This is a genomic window from Burkholderia sp. MSMB1078WGS (assembly GCF_001528895.1).
In the GTDB taxonomy this organism is placed as follows: Bacteria; Pseudomonadota; Gammaproteobacteria; order Burkholderiales; family Burkholderiaceae; genus Burkholderia.
This window is the reverse complement of record NZ_LPDI01000040.1, coordinates 311,764-329,399: the sequence shown is the minus strand read 5'-3', so window position 1 is coordinate 329,399 and position 17,636 is coordinate 311,764. Positions and strand designations below refer to the sequence as shown.

The 17,636-nt window shown below is 67.9% G+C and carries 13 protein-coding genes; 6 read left to right on the top strand and 7 right to left on the bottom strand.

The genetic code is table 11. The annotated features are described in order from the left end of the window. The first annotated feature begins 458 nt into the window (after positions 1-458). Complete coding sequence (locus WT24_RS12220; RefSeq protein ID WP_059501532.1) at positions 459-1,457, top strand: LLM class flavin-dependent oxidoreductase; 999 nt, start codon at positions 459-461, stop codon at positions 1,455-1,457. A 36-nt stretch (positions 1,458-1,493) separates the two neighbouring features. Here WT24_RS12220 and WT24_RS12215 read toward each other — a convergent pair whose 3' ends face one another. Next, the gene (locus WT24_RS12215; protein ID WP_059501534.1) at positions 1,494-2,555 is read right to left on the bottom strand and encodes an alpha/beta fold hydrolase; all 1,062 of its coding nucleotides are present in this window, start codon (positions 2,553-2,555) and stop codon (positions 1,494-1,496) included. 184 nt (positions 2,556-2,739) lie between these two features. On the opposite strand from WT24_RS12215, the gene pdxY reads away from it, so the two are divergent. From pdxY to WT24_RS12200, 3 genes are all read left to right on the top strand, one after another. Continuing rightward, positions 2,740-3,600, top strand: a complete 861-nt coding sequence (gene pdxY / locus WT24_RS12210; protein ID WP_059501536.1) for a pyridoxal kinase PdxY — start codon at positions 2,740-2,742, stop codon at positions 3,598-3,600. Positions 3,601-3,963: 363 nt separating this feature from the next. Then, positions 3,964-6,108 (top strand): phosphocholine-specific phospholipase C, encoded by a 2,145-nt coding sequence (locus WT24_RS12205; RefSeq protein WP_059501538.1) that lies wholly within the window; start codon positions 3,964-3,966, stop codon positions 6,106-6,108. A 367-nt stretch (positions 6,109-6,475) separates the two neighbouring features. After that, positions 6,476-7,624: a branched-chain amino acid ABC transporter substrate-binding protein gene (locus tag WT24_RS12200; RefSeq protein ID WP_059782139.1), complete on the top strand. Its 1,149-nt coding sequence runs from the start codon at positions 6,476-6,478 to the stop codon at positions 7,622-7,624. 138 nt (positions 7,625-7,762) lie between these two features. Here the strand turns inward: WT24_RS12200 and WT24_RS12195 are convergent, their stop codons facing one another. Then, positions 7,763-8,512 (bottom strand): FadR/GntR family transcriptional regulator, encoded by a 750-nt coding sequence (locus WT24_RS12195; protein ID WP_034206811.1) that lies wholly within the window; start codon positions 8,510-8,512, stop codon positions 7,763-7,765. A 356-nt stretch (positions 8,513-8,868) separates the two neighbouring features. On the opposite strand from WT24_RS12195, the gene gudD reads away from it, so the two are divergent. Then, on the top strand, positions 8,869-10,221 hold the full coding sequence (gudD, locus tag WT24_RS12190) for a glucarate dehydratase (RefSeq protein ID WP_059501540.1): 1,353 nt from the start codon (positions 8,869-8,871) through the stop codon (positions 10,219-10,221). A 196-nt stretch (positions 10,222-10,417) separates the two neighbouring features. Here gudD and WT24_RS12185 read toward each other — a convergent pair whose 3' ends face one another. The 3 genes from WT24_RS12185 to WT24_RS12175 form a co-directional block, all read right to left on the bottom strand. Continuing rightward, on the bottom strand, positions 10,418-10,882 hold the full coding sequence (locus WT24_RS12185) for a DUF2214 family protein (RefSeq protein ID WP_060033665.1): 465 nt from the start codon (positions 10,880-10,882) through the stop codon (positions 10,418-10,420). Between the two features lie 39 nt (positions 10,883-10,921). Then, the gene (locus WT24_RS12180; protein ID WP_059501544.1) at positions 10,922-11,722 is read right to left on the bottom strand and encodes a hypothetical protein; all 801 of its coding nucleotides are present in this window, start codon (positions 11,720-11,722) and stop codon (positions 10,922-10,924) included. Positions 11,723-11,947: 225 nt separating this feature from the next. After that, on the bottom strand, positions 11,948-13,012 hold the full coding sequence (locus tag WT24_RS12175; protein WP_034186533.1) for a glycosyltransferase family 4 protein: 1,065 nt from the start codon (positions 13,010-13,012) through the stop codon (positions 11,948-11,950). A 567-nt stretch (positions 13,013-13,579) separates the two neighbouring features. Here WT24_RS12175 and WT24_RS12170 point away from each other — a divergent pair. Then, positions 13,580-15,412, top strand: coding sequence for an ABC transporter ATP-binding protein (locus WT24_RS12170; protein ID WP_034206807.1), 1,833 nt, complete (start codon positions 13,580-13,582; stop codon positions 15,410-15,412). Positions 15,413-15,495: 83 nt separating this feature from the next. Here WT24_RS12170 and otsA read toward each other — a convergent pair whose 3' ends face one another. Next, positions 15,496-16,881: an alpha,alpha-trehalose-phosphate synthase (UDP-forming) gene (gene otsA, locus WT24_RS12165; protein WP_059501547.1), complete on the bottom strand. Its 1,386-nt coding sequence runs from the start codon at positions 16,879-16,881 to the stop codon at positions 15,496-15,498. Next, on the bottom strand, positions 16,878-17,630 hold the full coding sequence (gene otsB, locus WT24_RS12160; protein WP_060033662.1) for a trehalose-phosphatase: 753 nt from the start codon (positions 17,628-17,630) through the stop codon (positions 16,878-16,880). Before otsB ends, otsA begins: the two co-directional genes overlap by 4 nt. Positions 17,631-17,636 lie beyond the last annotated feature (6 nt).

Here is a 17,636-nt window from a genome sequence, read left to right as displayed (position 1 = left end):
TCCCCGCGCAGCGCCAGGACGGCATGCGGGAAGACTCGAATGGCTCCATCGGCACAACATGGGCAGGCGCCGGATTTTAGCAGTCCGCGCCCCCCCGCGCTCGGCGCTACGAGAAACGGACTAGTGCAATTCCGGCAAAGCTGAGCGGTCGACGAACCCGATCGGTCCGGCCACGTTCACATTAGCGTAAGCACTTTGCAGGCGTATTGCAGTCTTGAAAATCAAACGTTTCGTGCAAATTTGTATGTCGATGCGGTATCACTTCCAATCGCCGTAAAGTTTGGTAATTAATCGACGATTAGATTGATTTTTGCAACGATCGTCGCAAGCAACCCTGCGCCCCTGTAAGGCGCATGGGTATCCGCGCGCCGCCAGCACGTTCCGGAACCCTTTGGCAAAATCCTTGGCGTTTGTTGCGTAATCGCATCACCACGCCACCCCGTTTCGAAGGTCCCCCGATGACACCCTTTTCCGTACTCGATCTCGCCCCCATTCCGGCCGGCGCCGACGCCTCGCAAGCGTTCCGTAACACCGTCGACCTCGCACAGCACGCGGAGCGCTGGGGCTACCGGCGCTACTGGCTGGCCGAGCATCACAACATGCCGGGGATCGCGAGTGCGGCCACCGCCGTCGTGATCGGCCACGTCGCGGGCGCCACGCAGACGATCCGGGTCGGTTCGGGCGGCATCATGCTGCCGAACCACGCGCCGCTCGTGATCGCCGAGCAGTTCGGCACGCTCGCGTCGCTGTATCCGGGGCGCATCGATCTCGGCCTCGGCCGCGCGCCGGGCACCGACCAGACCACGTCGCGCGCGCTGCGCCGCGACCTGATCGGCAGCGCGGACTCGTTTCCGGATGACGTCGCGGAGTTGCAGCGCTACTTCGCGGAGCCGGTACCCGGTCAACGCGTGCGGGCAGTGCCGGGCGCCGGGCTCGACGTTCCGGTGTGGCTGCTCGGTTCGAGCCTGTTCAGCGCGCAGCTCGCGGCGATGCTCGGGCTGCCGTTCGCGTTCGCGTCGCACTTCGCGCCGGATTATTTGATGCGGGCGCTCGAGATCTATCGCGCGCAGTACCGGCCGTCGGCCGCGTGGCCGAAGCCGCATGCGATGGTCGGCGTCAACGTGTTCGCGGCCGACACCGACGACGAGGCGCGGCGCCTGTTCACGTCGCTGCAGCAGCAGTTCATCAACCTGCGGCGCGGCACGCCGGGCAAGCTGCCGCCGCCCGTCGACGTGCTCGAGGCGAACGAACTCGAACTCGCGACCGTCGCGCATTCGCTGTCGTTCGCGGCAGTCGGTTCGCGCGACACGGTGCGCGACAAGCTGCGCGACCGTATCGCGCAAACGGGCGCCGACGAGCTGATCGTCACCGCGCAGATCTACGATCATGCCGCGCGGCTGCGCTCGTTCGAGCTGACCGCCCAGATCCGCGACGAGCTCGCGAACGAGGCAAGCTGACGGCACGACCGCGCGCGGCCGGCCGGCTGCCCCGCATCACTGCGGGTGCACGGCCTCCAGCCCGTCGAGCAGCGCCTTGTGGAACGCGTCCGGGTCCTGGATCTGCGGCGCGTGTCCGAGCGCCGGGAATTCGACGAGCTGCGCGCCGGGAATCGCGGCCTGCGTGCGCTTCGCGAGCTCCGGATAGCGGCCGAGCTTCGCGTGCACGTCGGGCGGCGCGACGTCCTTGCCGATCGCGGTCGTATCCTTGTCGCCGATCATCAACAGCGTCGGCACGCGGATCGCGCCGAGTTCGTAGACCACCGGCTGCGTGAGAATCATGTCGTAGATCAGCGCGGAGTTCCACGCGACCGCGTCGCGGCCGGCGCCGCGATACATCCCGGCGAGCATCTGCACCCAGCGCTCGTACGACGGCGACCACTTGCCCGCGTAGTACGTGCCCTGCTCGTAGCGGCGGATCCCGTCGGCCGTGGTCTTCTGTTCGCGCGCATACCAGTAGTCGACCGACAGCGGCGGCACGCCGAGCGCTTTCCAGTCCTCGAGGCCGATCGGGTTCACGAGCACGAGCTGCTCGGTCGCCTTCGGATACATCAGCGCGTAGCGGATCGCGAGCATCCCGCCCGTCGAGTGGCCCATGATCGTCGCCGACTTCACGCCGACCGATTCGAGCAGCGCGTGCGTGTTGCGCGCGAGTTGCTGGAAGCTGTACTGGTAGCGCTCGGGCTTCGACGACTTGCAGAAGCCGATCTGGTCCGGCGCGATCACGCGGTAGCCTGCGCGGCTCAGCACGCCGATCGTGTCCTCCCAGGTCGCCGCGCAGAAATTCTTCCCGTGCAGCAGCACGACGGTGCGGCCGTTCGGGTGCGCAGGCTGCACGTCGAGGTACGCCATCTCGAGGGTTTCGCGCTGCGACACGAACGCGTATTCGTGCACGGGCGCCGGATACGCGAACCCTTCGAGGCGCGGGCCGTACACGGGCCCGTCGTTGGCGGCGGGTGTCGCGGCGACGGTCGCAACGGGTATCGCGCACGCGGCGGCGGCGCTCGCGCCGAGCACGGCGGCGCGCGCGACGGACAACATCTTGCAAATCGAAAGCATGGCGATCACGGTGATTGGAGACGCGCGCGGGCAGTCGGGCTGCACCCGTGCTGCATCGCGCCCCGCGATTTTACGCGGTCGCATGACGACGACGCGCAACACTCCGGGGCCGCGCGACTTCCGTGCGTACGACGAACTCGGGTATCGTGTGACGTGACCCTGAAACGCGTGCAGGCGAATTCCCATGAAAAACGTCCTCAGCATTCAGTCGCACGTCATCTACGGCCATGCCGGCAACAGTGCGGCCGTGTTCCCGATGCAGCGTCTCGGCATCAACGTCTGGCCGCTCAACACCGTCCAGTTGTCGAATCACATGCAGTACGGCCACTGGGCCGGCAGCGCGATCGATGCCGCGAAGATGGAACAGCTCGTCGACGGCGTCGCCGCCATCGGCGCGCTCAAGCGTTGCGACGCGGTGCTGTCCGGCTTTCTCGGCTCGCCGCCGCAGGCGCGCGCGGCGGCCGAGATCGTGCGCTCGGTGAAGGCGATGAATCCGAACGCATGGTACTTCTGCGATCCGGCGATGGGCCAGACGGGCGGCATCCGGCCCGAGCCCGGCGTCGAGGAATTCATCGTCCAGGAGATGCCCGCGCTGGCGGACGGCATGTCGCCGAACCACACCGAGCTGCAGAAGCTCGCCGGGCGGCGCATCGAGACCGTCGCCGAAGCCGTCGACGCCTGCCGCGCGCTGATCCGCCGCGGCCCGAAGATCATCCTCGTCAAGCACCTGCACGACCGCAACAGCCCGGCCGACCGTTTCAACATGCTCGCCGTCACCGAAACCGAAGCGTGGATCGGCCAGCGGCCGCTGTATGCGTTTCCGCGCCATCCGGTCGGCGTCGGCGACCTGACCAGCGCGATCTTCGTCGCGTGCCGGCTGCGCGGCGACTCGGTGCGCGCCGCGTTCGAGCACACGCTCGCGGCCGTGCATGCGGTCGTGAAGGCCACCTACGACGCCCGCCGCTACGAGCTCGAACTCGTCGCCGCGCAGGACGAAATCGCGCGGCCGAGCGAATGGTTCGGCGCGTGGGTGACCGACGCCTGACGCATGCGCATCGCGATCGTCGCCGCTGCCGCCCCTCTGCACCCTCTGCACCTTTGCCGCTCTCTACCGCTCTCTGCCGTCCCTCTGCCGCCCCCGCACCCGTCCCGCCGCTCCCCACTCCTCCGGCGTGCCACGCGCCGCCCGCCTCGACCGTCGCCGCTTCCTCGCGGTTCGTACGGCGGCGTGCCGCCGCCCGCCATCCGATCCGCGCGTGCAAACGTTTCCGGACTTCACATGAATGACACCGATTCCTCGCTATGCTCGCGGCGGCACGAACCGGCGCAGCCGCATCCTGCGACCCGGCGCGCGCCGTTCCCGCAGGTCCCGCCAATCGGCTCCCCCCTTTTCCGCACGATAACGACCATGACCCGATCGAACCGTCGTGACTTCCTGCGCGTCGCCGCCGGCACTGCCGGCGCCGCCGCGCTGAACCTGTTCCCGCCCGTGATCCGAGATGCGCTCGCGATTCCCGCGAACCGCCGCACCGGCACGATCCGCGATATCGAACACATCGTGATCCTGATGCAGGAGAACCGTTCGTTCGACCACTACTTCGGCACGATGCGCGGTGTCCGCGGCTTCGGCGACCCGCGCCCGCTGCGCCTCGCGAACGGCAAATCGGTGTTTCACCAGCCGGTCGGCCCGGCCGAACTGCTGCCGTTCCACCCGGGCGCCGACAAGCTCGGCCTGCAGTTCCTGCAGGACCTGCCGCACGGCTGGCAGGACATGCACGCCGCCTGGAACAAGGGCCGCTACGACCAGTGGGTGCCGAACAAGGGCACCACGACGATGGCGTACCTGAAGCGCGACGACATCCCGTTCCACTACCAGCTCGCCGACGCGTTCACGATCTGCGACGCGTACCACTGCGCGATCCCGAGCTCGACCGACCCGAACCGCTACTACATGTGGACGGGTTACGTCGGCAACGACGGCACGGGCGGCGGCCCGGTGCTGGGCAACGACGAAAAGGGCTACGGCTGGACGACCTATCCGGAAGTGCTCGAACAGGCCGGCGTGTCGTGGAAGATCTACCAGGACATCGGCACCGGGCTCGACGCGAACGGCTCGTGGGGCTGGACGCAAAACCCGTACATCGGCAACTACGGCGACAACTCGCTGCTCTACTTCAACCAGTACCGCACCGCGCTGCCCGGCACGCCGCTGTACGACAAGGCGCGCACCGGCACCAACATCAGCGCCGGCGGCACGCTGTTCGACGTGCTGCAGCAGGACGTGAAGAACGGCACGCTGCCACAGGTGTCGTGGATCTGCGCGCCGGAAGCATATTCCGAGCATCCGAACTGGCCCGCCAACTACGGCGCGTGGTACATCGAGCAGGTGCTGAAGGTGCTCGTGTCGAATCCCGACGTGTGGAGCAAGACCGCGCTCTTCATCACGTACGACGAAAACGACGGCTTCTTCGATCACGTGCCGCCGCCGTTCGCGCCGCAGTCGCGCGACAACGGGCTGTCGACGGTCGCGACGACCAACGAGGTATACGCCGGCGACGCATCGCACATGGCCGGCCCGTACGGCCTGGGGCCGCGCGTGCCGATGCTGGTCGTGTCGCCGTGGACCAAGGGCGGCTGGGTCTGCTCGCAGACCTTCGATCACACGTCGCTGCTGCAATTCATCGAGGCGCGGTTCGGCGCGCAGTATCCGGTCACGGCCGCCAACGTGTCGCCGTGGCGTCGCGCGGTGTGCGGTGACCTGACGTCGGCGTTCGACTTCGCGACCGCGGACGCCGCCTGGCCGACGCTGCCCGACACGAGCGGCTACGCGCCGCCCGACCGCGCGCGCCATCCCGACTACATCCCGGTGCCGCCGGTGCTGCAGAAGCTGCCGAAACAGGAGGCCGGGCTGCGTCCGGCGCGTGCGCTGCCGTACGAGCTGTTCGTGCACGGCCGCGTCGAAGCCGCGAACGGCCAGTTCCGGCTGACCTTCGCGAACACGGGCCGGGCAGGCGCGGCGTTCCAGGTCCAGTCGCGCAATCGCGTCGACGGCCCGTGGGCGTACACGGTCGAAGCCGGCAAGCGCGTCGCCGACACGTGGAGCGCCGCCGCGTCGCTCGGCCTGTACGACCTCGACGTGTACGGCCCGAACGGCTTCTACTGCCATTTCCGCGGCCCGTTCGCGACCGGTGTCGGCAGCGCGAACGTGAACCCCGAGGTGATCTACGGCTACGACGTCGCGAACGGCAACATCACGCTGCGCCTGATGAACCGCGGCCACAAGGCCGTGCGGCTCAAGGTCACGAACGCGTACGGCCACGGTCAAGCGCGCACGTTCGACCTCGCGCCGGGCGCGCACGTCGACGATTACTGGGACCTGCGCGGCAGCCACGGCTGGTACGACCTGACCGTCAGCGACGGCCGGCTGCTCGGCTTCCTGCGCCGCTTCGCGGGTCACGTCGAAACGGGCCGCCCAAGCACCAGCGACCCGCTGATCCGCACGACCGCGTCGCACGACGACGCCGAAGCCGCATCGGACGCCTTGTCCGACTGACGTCGACCCAACGCGGCGCGGCCCCGGCGGGCCGCGCCGCTGCGTTGCCCCGCTCCGCCCCCTTCCTCCCCCGGCCATTCCGTTCGCGACGGGAAATTCCCGATACCGGCCGCCCGCGCACGCGCGGAAGCTATGCGCAAATCCGCATCGAATGCGCGACAAATTTCCAAGACCCGTGCATATCGGCGACCTATATATCGAGGCAATCGGGGCTCTTCGCGGAGCCTGACGGGAGATGTTTCCGAGAATCACGATGCCGACCTCCCCGCCCGATTCCGAGAAGCGGTCGAACCGCCCGCCCGTCGTACGCGCCGGCCCGCCGAACGCGTGCGGTACCTACTCGCAGGTGTCGAACAAGAGGAACAACATGAAATTCCGTCATTCCCTGCTGTCGGTGTCGATTGCATCCGCGCTTGCCCTCCTCTCGCAACAGGCCGCGCAGGCCGCCGACGCAACCGACGTGAAAGTCGGCTTCGCCGCGCCGCTCACGGGCGTGAACGCCGGCTACGGCAAGGATCTGCAAAACGGCGTACAACTCGCGCTCGACGATGCGGTCGCGCAGAAGGTGCAGATTGCCGGCAAGCCTGCCCGTTTCAATCTCGTCGTGCAGGACGACCAGGCCGACCCGCGCATCGGTGTGCAGGCCGCGCAGGCGCTGGTCGACCAGAACGTGTCGGTCGTGGTCGGTCACTTCAACTCGGGGACGACGATCCCGGCATCGGTGGTCTACGACAAGGCCGGCATTCCGGTGATCGACCCGGCAGCGACCAATCCGACGCTCACGTCGCGCGGGCTCGCGAACATGTTCATGGTGATCGCGACCGACGGCCAGAATGCCGGCAACGCGGGCAAGTACGCGGTCGACGTGACGAAGGCGAAGCGCATCGCGATCATCGACGACCGCACGGCGTTCGGCCAGGGCGAGGCCGACGAATTCGAGAAGGCGGTGAAAGCCGCCGGCGGCAACCTCATCGGGCGCGAGTTCACCAGCAACCAGGCGGTCGATTTCCGCGCGCAGATCACGAGCCTGAAGGCCAAGAATCCCGACCTGATCTTCTTCGGCGGCCTCGATTCGCTCGCCGCGAACTTCATCAAGCAGATGCGGCAGCTCGGGCTGAACGCGCAGTTCGTCGGCGGCGGCGGCGTGAAGGACAACGAGTTCATCAAGATCGCGGGGCCGGCCGCCGAAGGCGCGATGGCGTGGGAATACGGCCGGCCGCTCGACGAGCTGCCGCAGGGGAAGGATTTCGAGGCGCGCTTCAAGAAGCGCTTCGGCGTCGACGTGCTGTCGTACGCGCAGTTCGGCTACGACGCCGCGTGGGCGGCGATCAAGGCGATGCAGGCGGCCGGTTCGACCGACCCGAAGGCCTATCGCCCGGCGCTCAAGAAAATCGACTTCGAAGGCGTGACCGGCCGTATCTCGTTCTCGAACGACGGCTCGCTGAAGAGCGGGATGTCGACGCTGTACCAGGTGAAGAACGGCGCGTGGAAGACGATCGTGACGAAGGGGGGCTGAGCGGCGAGGGAAGCGGCCGGCGGCGGAAATGCCGCGTGGCCGCCGACATCGAGGCGGTCATGCCGACCTTATATGACGACTGATGTTGATGCCATGCGGCGGGACACGCATCCATGCGAGTCCCGCGAGACTTGACGGTCAACCTGCCTCGGCCTCGGCTGCCTCGTGCGCGCGGCGCAGCCGCTCGCGGCTGTTCGTGAGGTGCGTGCGCATCGCGGCGCGGGCGGCTTCCGGATCGTGGCGCGCGATCGCCTCGTAGATGTCCTCGTGCTCGTGGTTCAGCCGGCCGACGTAGCGCTCGAGGTCGTCGCCGGCAAAGCGCGCCGAATTCACGCGCGTGCGCGGGATGATCGACGTGCCGAGCTGCGTCATGATGTCGACGAAATAGCGGTTGCCGGTGGATTGGGCGATCTGCAGGTGGAACTGGAAATCGAGCTGCGCGGTGTCGCGGCCGCTGCCCGCGCCCGTCGCGATCGCGTCGAGCGCGCGCCGCAGTGCGGCGAGGTCGGTATCGTTCGCACGCTGCGCGGCGAGGCTCGCGCACTCGCTTTCGAGGCTGATGCGCAACTCCAGCACCGCGAGCACGTCGCGCAGCGTCGTGATCGTCGCGGGATCGATGCCGAGCGTCTGGCGGCGCGACGGCTCCAGCACGAAGCTGCCGATGCCGTGGCGCGTCTCGACGAGGCCGCTCGCCTGCATCCGCGAGATCGCCTCGCGCACGACCGTGCGGCTCACGCCCTGTGCCGCCATGACTTCGGTTTCGGTCGGCAGCTTGTCGCCGGGACGCAGCGTGCCGTTTTCGATCTGCGCGGTCAGCGCGTCGACGACATCTTGTGCGAGGCTGCGTGCGCGACGGCGCGGCGCTGCGGGAAGCGTAGGCACGGACATGTGGCCGGTTCCTTTTTGAATGATCGTAATGTGAGCCGAGGGTTTACGCGGGGTTTGAGCGAAAGCCGATGATTCATTATACTGCGTCACAAGTCATCCGACGACTGATGATCGGCGCATGGATCTCCTGTCGACTCAGATCGGCTGTTCAGCACATCTGGTCCCATGCGCGACGATCGACCCGCGTTCGCGTTCTGCGCTCCGCTGGCCCGGCTGTCGCTTCCACCCCGTTTCGGGTTGCGTCGGCATGCGGGCTTGCGCGCCGCGCACGTCGGTTGTCGAATGATCGCACCTCCCGCCGCGCGCGGCAAAGCTTTTGCCGCACGGCATCGCCCACTCTTTCGCCATCGCCGCCCATGAACGCCGTCACTGCCTCGCCCTCCCACGACACGCCGCGCATCGTCGACCTGCAAGCGATTCCGGTCGCCGGCCACGACAGCATGCTGCTCAACCTGAGCGGCGCGCACGGCCCGTTCTTCACCCGCAACCTCGTGATCCTGAAGGACAGCGCGGGCCGCACGGGCGTCGGCGAAGTGCCCGGTGGCGAAAGCATCCGCCGTACGCTCGACGACGCGCGCGCACTGGTCGTCGGCCAGCCGGTCGGCAACCATCAAGCGGTGCTCAACGACGTGCGGCGCACCTTTGCCGACCGCGACGCGAGCGGCCGCGGACTGCAGACCTTCGACCTGCGCACGACGATCCACGCGGTCACCGCGCTCGAAGCCGCACTGCTCGACCTGCTCGGCCAGCATCTGGGCGTGCCGGTCGCCGCGCTGCTCGGTGAGGGCCAGCAGCGCGAGCGCGTCGAAATGCTCGGCTACCTGTTTTACATCGGCGACCGCACGAAGACCGCACTGCCCTACCGCGACGGCCGCGGCGCGACCGACGACTGGACGCGCGTGCGCGACGAAGCCGCGCTGACGCCCGAAGCCGTCGTGCGGCTCGCCGAAGCCGCGCATGCGCGCTACGGCTTCAACGACTTCAAGCTGAAGGGTGGCGTATTCGAGGGGGCACGCGAGATCGAAGCCGTGACGGCGCTCGCCGAGCGCTTCCCCGACGCGCGCGTGACGCTCGATCCGAACGGCGCATGGTCGCTCGACGAGGCCGTGCGGCTGTGCCGCGACCAGCATCACGTGCTCGCGTATGCGGAAGATCCTTGCGGCGCGGAGAACGGTTACTCGGGTCGCGAGGTGATGGCCGAATTCCGCCGCGCGACGGGGCTGCCGACGGCGACCAACATGATCGCGACCGACTGGCGGCAGATGGGCCATGCGGTGCAGTTGCACGCCGTCGACATTCCGCTCGCCGATCCGCACTTCTGGACGATGCAGGGGTCGGTGCGGGTCGCGCAGATGTGCCGCGACTGGGGCCTCACGTGGGGTTCGCATTCGAACAACCACTTCGACGTGTCGCTCGCGATGTTCACGCACGTCGCGGCCGCGGCGCCGGGCCAGGTCACCGCGATCGATACGCACTGGATCTGGCAGGACGGCGAACGGCTGACGCGCGAGCCGCTGAAGATCGAGAACGGGCTGGTGGAAGTGCCGAAGCGGCCGGGGCTCGGCATCGACGTCGACATGGACGCGGTCGCACGGGCACACGAGCTGTACAAGCAGCACGGCCTCGGCGCCCGCGACGACGCGGCGGCGATGCAGTATCTGATCCCGGGCTGGACGTTCGACAACAAGCGCCCCTGCCTCGTGCGCTGAGCATAGGGCAAGCCGGGCGGCGGAACCGCCCGGTCGGATGGGGATCGGCAGCCACGACGCCGTGCGTGGCCGGTCCGGCTGACGCCGGGCTCGAAACGCCTCGCGAGTGGGACGAGATCCGGATGGCTGTCGCCGTGCCGGACAGGCGGGCCGCACCTAGCCGGTCAGTCCTAGCCGGGTGTCCGGCCGGACGCCCCTAACCGGGCGTCCCTATCCCCCGCGCCATCCCCGACGCGGCGAAGACGATGACGATCACCAGCACCGCCTGCCAGTGGCCGATCCGCACATAAGTGCGCGCACGGCCGATATCGGGCATCTGCTGCCGCCGTGCGGCGACACGCCAGCGGATCAGCCCCAGCATCGGCGCGATCTCGAGCAGCAGGATCAGTGCGAGCGCGGTCATCTTCAGGTGAAAGAACGGTTCGTGCAGGTAGTACGCGGTCCCTTTCTCGAAACCGCCGAACGCTCGTACAAGCCCTGTCGCGATCAGCACGAGCGCGGACAGCCCCCAGACCGCATCGGCCTTGAACACGCCGGGCAAATCGGCCGCCTGCGACGAAGCGACGAACCGGCGCAACGCGCGGTTGCGCCCCGCGATCGCGGCGAACGCGACGCCGAACGCACTCAGGTGAATGGCGGCCAGCAACCAATGGACGATCATCGCGCCTCCTTGTCGCCCGCACCCGGTGCGCGGGCCCTGTCAGACGATCTGCTTGAGCGCCGCGTCGAGCGCGAGCACCGCGACGCGGTCGCCTTCGGTCGCGAGCGGCGTGCGCATCACGGTCTGCCGGTTGTGACCGACAGCCGCCGGCGAATCCCACAGCAGCTCGACCTTCGGTCGATTGAACAGGCTGCCGCGGCGCGGCGGCACGACCGCCGGCTGCGCGCCCTGCTCGCCCGCGGCGGGCGCCGCGTGGCCGGGCCAGCGCACCGACAGTTCGCGCGCGTCGTACTGGCCGACCTTGCGACTTTCCATCCAGACGATCGCGGTACGCGTCAGCACGTCGAGCGAAATCGCATACCGGCCAACCGCGAAGCGGCGCGCGGCCACGTTGGTCCGCCACAGCGGCCGCGGCCGGCAGATCCATACGATCGCCGCGTACAGCGCCGGCGCGGCGACGAGCCAGCCGTTGGTCGCCGTCACCGCATGCAGCGCGCGGCGCCAGCCGGCCGCCCACGTGAATGCACCGATCGACCACACGGCGAACAGAAGACCGATCAGCGCGAACACGCGCAGCGCCTGGCGCAACCACTGCGGCAGCGGATGGAACGGCCGCTCGGCCCGTGCGGCGGCGCCCGGCAGCGCGAGTAGCAAGAAGATCAGGATGAGGTAGATGAACGCCCACGGCGACGACACCATCGCCGACAGCGACGAGCGATAGCCCATCTGGGACATCGAGAACAGCCAGCGCGCGAGCAGCACGAGACCGATCGCGCGCAACGCGAAGATCACGCCGGCGCCGGGGGCCGGCGCTGCGCGCGTGGTTTTCGTTCTCGCCAAGACTGCTCTCCTCTGGATATTCGTACCGGCCGGATTTCACGGCACGGCCATTATAGGGACATTACCGTCTGGACAGATGGCCGGATGGCGTGGCGGGCCGCTTCGGAGGCCGTTCGCGGCGCCGGGCGCGGCGAGAATACAACAGATCCGCGCCGCGGATGTGACAACGCCCCGCCGGCAAACCCGGACGGGGCGTCGTGAAGGCCGCGCGGCGGCGGCCCGCAATCAGCTCGCGTTGACTTCGCGGAGCACCGTGCGGCGCTTCTGGCGCAGCAGTTCCTCGTAGCCCTTCACGTAATTCTGCGCCATCACCTTCGACGAGAAACGGGCTTCGAACGCGGCGCGAACCTTCTCGCGCGGCAGCGTATCGAGGCGCTTGAGCGCGGCGACGGCCGACAGTTCGTCTTCGACGACGAAGCCCGACACGCCGTTGTCGATCACTTCCGGCACCGAGCCGCGCTTGAACGCGATCACCGGCGTGCCGCAGGCCATCGCCTCGATCATCACCAGGCCGAAGGGCTCCGGCCAGTCGATCGGGAACAGCAGCGCATGCGCGTTACCGAGGAATTCGGTCTTCTCGGCCTCGCTGATTTCGCCGATGTACTCGACGTGCGGCAGCGCGAACAGCGGCTTGATCTTCTCTTCGTAGTACGCGCGGTCGGCCTTGTCGAGCTTCGCGGCGATCTTGATCGGCAGGCCGGCCTGCTCGGCAATGCGGATCGCCGTGTCGACGCGCTTCTCCGGCGAGATACGGCCGAGGAACGCGAGGTAGCTCGGCTTCACGTTCGGGATCGGCGTCAGCAGGTTTTCCGGCAGGCCGTGGTAGACGGTCGACAGCCAGTTCGCCTGCGGCAGCGGGATGCGCTGGTTGTCGGAGATCGACACGACCGGCACGTCGCTGAATGCATTGAAGATCGGCTGCAGTTCCGGCAGGTCGAGACGGCCGTGCATCGTCGTCAGATGCGGGACCGGCTGGCGCGAGAACAGCGAGAACGGGTAGTAGTCGATGTGGCAGTGCAGGACATCGAACTCTTCCGCGCGGCGGCGCACCTGCTCGAGGAGCAGCATGTGCGGGGCCATCACGTCGCGGATCGTCGGGTCGAGGCGCAGCGCCTGCGGCCAGCACGCTTCGAGCTTCGCGGACGTTTGCGAATCGCCGCTCGCGAAGAGCGTGACGTCGTGCCCCATCTCGACAAGTGCTTCGGTGAGGTAGGACACCACTCGCTCGGTACCACCGTACAGTTTCGGGGGCACCGCTTCGTGCAACGGAGCGATTTGGGCGATTCGCATGCGTAACTCCTAAAAAATCGGCAAAAAACCAGGTATGGGTCGGCAACCTGCCGGCGGTCCGGGCTGGCTGCGCGTCGCCCGAACATCGGACGAATCGGCCTGCCGGGAGCGTCGAAACCCGCGCTGCTCAAGGAGCGTCGGCGACGCGACAGGCATAGAACGTTTGAAACGAAGACCCGTTGACAGGGGTTCGTAAAAAAACCTGGAATCGAACCCGGAGCCGATTATCTAGGGTTAATCCCGATACGGCGCACGACATTTCAAACACTTTACTTTGTTACAAAGGCGCAACACTTTGCAACCCGCGGACTCGGGCGTCCGTTCTAGAGTGGAAGGCCGTTTTGGCGATCCTTGTTAACCCGCAGCTGCCGGCAGCGTGATTCCGGCATACGACGCAGGACGGGATGCCGGATTTTATCTCAAAATCGAGCGCGAGCCCCTGGCCAAGGCAAGATTCGCGCAGCGCGACGCGCGGCGTTGTTTACAATGCCGGATTATTCAGTCCGGGCGAACGCCGGCCTGCGACCCAGCCGCCTCGCTCACTCACCGAATCACCGCACGCATATTTTGGAATCTCTCACCCCCGCCCAGCGCAACGCCCACAACGCGAAGCTGTCGAGCTACGCGCATCGGCCGATCGCGTTCCTGTTCCGCTACATCCGCCTCCACCCCGTCGCGCACCTGGTCGTGCTCTGCAGCGTGTTGGCCGCCGTGGGCTGCGCGCTCGGCTCGCAATATGCGATCAAGCACCTGATCGACGTGCTGGCGACCGGACGCCATCATCCGGGCCCGCTGTGGAGTGCGTTCGCGCTGCTCGTCGGGCTGATCGCGGCCGACAACCTGCTGTGGCGCGTCGGCGGCTGGGTCGCCGCGCACACGTTCGTCGCGGTCACGGGCGACCTGCGGCGCGACCTGTTCCAGTACCTGATCGGCCATTCGCCGACGTATTACTCGGAGAAGCAGCCGGGCACGCTCGCCAGCCGCATCACGGCCACGTCGAACGCGGTCTACACGTCGGAGAACACGATGGCGTGGAACGTGCTGCCGCCGTGCATCGCGGTGATGGGCGCGATCCTGATGATCATCGTCGTCAATCCGCTGATGGCGGCCGGCCTGCTCGGCTGCTCGGCCGTGCTGTCCGTCATCCTGTTCAAGCTCGCCGGCCGCGGCTCCGCGCGCCACCATGCGTTCGCGGCGAAGGCCGCGGCGGTCGACGGCGAGCTCGTCGACGTGATCGGCAACATGGGCCTCGTGCGCGCGTTCGGGATGACGCTGCGCGAACAGAAGCGCTTCAGCGCGACGGTGAAGGCCGAGATGGATGCGCGCCAGCAGAGCCTGCTCTATCTCGAAAAGCTGCGCCTGCTGCACGCAGTGATCACCGCGATGCTGTCCGCCGGCCTGCTCGGCTGGGCGCTGTGGCTGTGGGATCAAGGCCGCGCGACGTCGGGCGACATCGTGCTCGTCAGCTCGCTCGGCTTCACGATCCTGCACGGCACGCGCGATCTCGCGGTCGCGCTCGTCGACGTCACCCAGCACGTCGCACGCCTGTCCGAAGCCGTGAAGACGCTGCTCGAACCGCACGGCATGCCGGACCGCTCGGACGCGCAGCCGCTGTCGGCCAAGGGCGGTCGCGTCGACTTCGAGCGCGTGACGTTCGCGTACCCGCACCGCCGCGCGATCCTCGACCACTTCGACCTTCATATCGAGCCGGGCCAGCGCGTCGGCCTGATCGGCAAGTCGGGTGCCGGCAAGTCGACCGTGCTCGCGCTGCTGCAGCGCTTCTACGACACGCAGGACGGCGCGGTGAAGGTCGACGGCCAGGACGTGAAGGGCATCACGCAGGACAGCCTGCGCCACGCGATCGCGCTGGTGCCGCAGGACATCTCGCTGCTGCACCGGACGATCTACGACAACATCGCGTACGGCCGCCCCGACGCGACCCGCGACGAAGTGCTCGCCGCCGCGCGCGACGCGCGCTGCGCGGAGTTCATCGAAGCGATGCCGGAAGGCTATGACACGATCGTCGGCGACCGCGGCGTGAAGCTGTCGGGCGGCCAGCGCCAGCGCATCGCGATCGCGCGCGCGATCCTGAAGGATGCGCCGATCCTGCTGCTCGACGAAGCGACGTCGGCGCTCGACAGCGCGTCCGAGGAAGCGATCCAGAGCGCGCTCGACCGCCTGATGGTAGGCCGCACGGTGATCGCGATCGCGCACCGCCTGTCGACGCTGCGCAACTTCGACCGCATCATCGTGATGAACAACGGCAAGGTGATCGACGACGGCCCGCCCGACGTGCTGCGCAGCCGCCCCGGCCTGTATCGCGACCTGCTCGCGAAGCAGCACGGCCGCCATCATGCGGCCCCCGACGGCAACACGCCGACCGGCGAACGCGTGGCCTGACGCGCCGGCATCGCGCCGACGAAAAAGCCGCCGTGCTTCCCGCACGGCGGCTTTTTCATTTGCGCCGACAGCAACGGATCGGATCAGACCTGCTGCAGATCGCGCAGGAAATTGTCCCGCCACACCGACACGTTGTTCTCGCGAAGCTGCGCGATCATGTCCGCATAGCGCGCACGCCGCTCGGCGAGCGGCATCGTCAGCGCCTGCGACAGCGCATCGGCCATTCCGTCGATATCGATCGGATTGACGATCAGCGCGCCCGTGAGCTCGCGCGCGGCGCCCGCGAAGCGCGACAGCACCAGCACGCCCGGATCGTCCGGATTCTGCGCGGACACGTATTCCTTCGCGACGAGGTTCATCCCGTCGCGCAGCGGCGTCACGAAACCCACGCGCGCGAGCCGGTACAGCGCGGCCAGCACCTGACGGTCGTACTGACGGTGAATGTAGAGGATCGGCGCCCAGTCGAGCTCCGCGTAGCGCCCGTTGATACGCCCCGACTCCGCTTCAAGCTGCAGGCGGATGTCCTGGTACGCACGCAGGTCCGCACGCGTCGACGGCGCGATCTGCAGGAACGACACGCGGTTGCGGATCGACGCCTGGTGCTCGAGCAGCTTCTCGAACGCACGGAATCGTTCGACGAGCCCCTTCGAATAATCGAGCCGGTCGACGCTCATGATCAGTTGCCGCCCGCGCAGCGACGTCGCGAGCGTGCGCACCGCCTTGCCGTGCTCGCCCGCCTGCGCGAGCGACGCGATCTCGTCCGGGTACACGCCGATCGGATAGGCGGCCGCGCGCAGCGTCTGGCCGAACGCGCGTACGCGCACCGTGTGCCCGTCATGCTCGACTTCGCCGTCCGCCTCGAATTCGACGTAATCGCAGAACGCGCGCAGATCGGGCCCGGTCTGGAAGCCCAGCAGATCGAACGCGCACAGCGACTCGACGAGCTCGCGGTGCGGCGGCACGTTGACGAGCACCTGCGCGGCCGGAAACGGGATGTGCAGGAAGAAGCCGATACGGTTCTTCACGCCGGCGTCGCGCAACGCGCGCGCGAACGGAATCAGGTGATAGTCGTGCACCCAGATCACGTCGTCGTCCTGCAGCAGCGGCACGAGCTGCTGCGCGAGCCAGACGTTGACGCGGCGATAGCCGTCGAATTCGTGGCGATCGTACTGGATCAGGTCCGCGCGGTAATGGAACGCGGGCCATAGCGTCGCGTTGGAAAACCCGCGGTAATACTGGTCGTAATCGCGGCGCGACAGCCCGACCGTCGCGAACGTCACGGGCCCGCGCTCCTCGATGCGGATCTGCGGCTGCGGTGCGCCGGACGCGACCACTTCGCCGCTCCAGCCGAACCACATGCCGCCGGTTTCCTTCAGCGCGTCATAGACACCGATCGCGAGGCCGCCCGCCGCCGGTTCGCCTTCCGAAATCGGCGCGACGCGGTTTGAAACGATGATGAGCCGGCTCATGCGTGCGGCTGCCCCGCGCCGAGCCAGCAGGCGATCTGCTCATGCAATGCGTCGACCGAATCGAGCCGCATGCGCGCGGACGTCTCGCCCGCACCGACCTTGATCGACAGGCCGCCGCGCGCGTTGACCACCGCGAAGCCCTTCTCGTCGGTCAGATCGTCGCCCACGAACAGCGGCACGCGGCCCGCAAAGGGCGGCTCGTCGAGGAACGCGGCCAGCGCGCGGCCCTTGTCGACGCCCTTCGGCTTGATCTCGAACACCATCTTGCCGGGTTGCAACACGTACGCATCCGCATAGTCGGCGACGAGGCGCTCGGCCGCTTCGCGCGCCACCGCCTCGCGCTCGGGCGCATTGCGAAAGTGCAGCGCGACGGCCGCGCCCTTGATCTCGAGCAGCATGCCCGGATGGCGGTCGACGACGTCCGCGAGCTCGCGCTCGATGCGCAGCAGGCGTTCGTCGTTGAAGCCGATGCGCTGCGTGTCGCCGTTCGCATCGCGGCGCTCCGCGCCGTGCAGGCCGGCGATCGGCAGGCCGGGCATCTTCAGGAACGTGTCGAGGTTGTCGATGCCGCGCCCGGACACGATCGCGACCGCGCCGTGCGAGCGGCGCGACAACTCGTCGAGCAGCGTCAGCAGCGACGGCGGAACGCGAATGCTGTCGGGCGTCGGCGCCAGTTCGACGAGCGTGCCGTCGAAGTCGAAGAAGAACGCGGTATCGGTCAGGGACAGGGAAGCCGGAACGGATTGCATCGATTC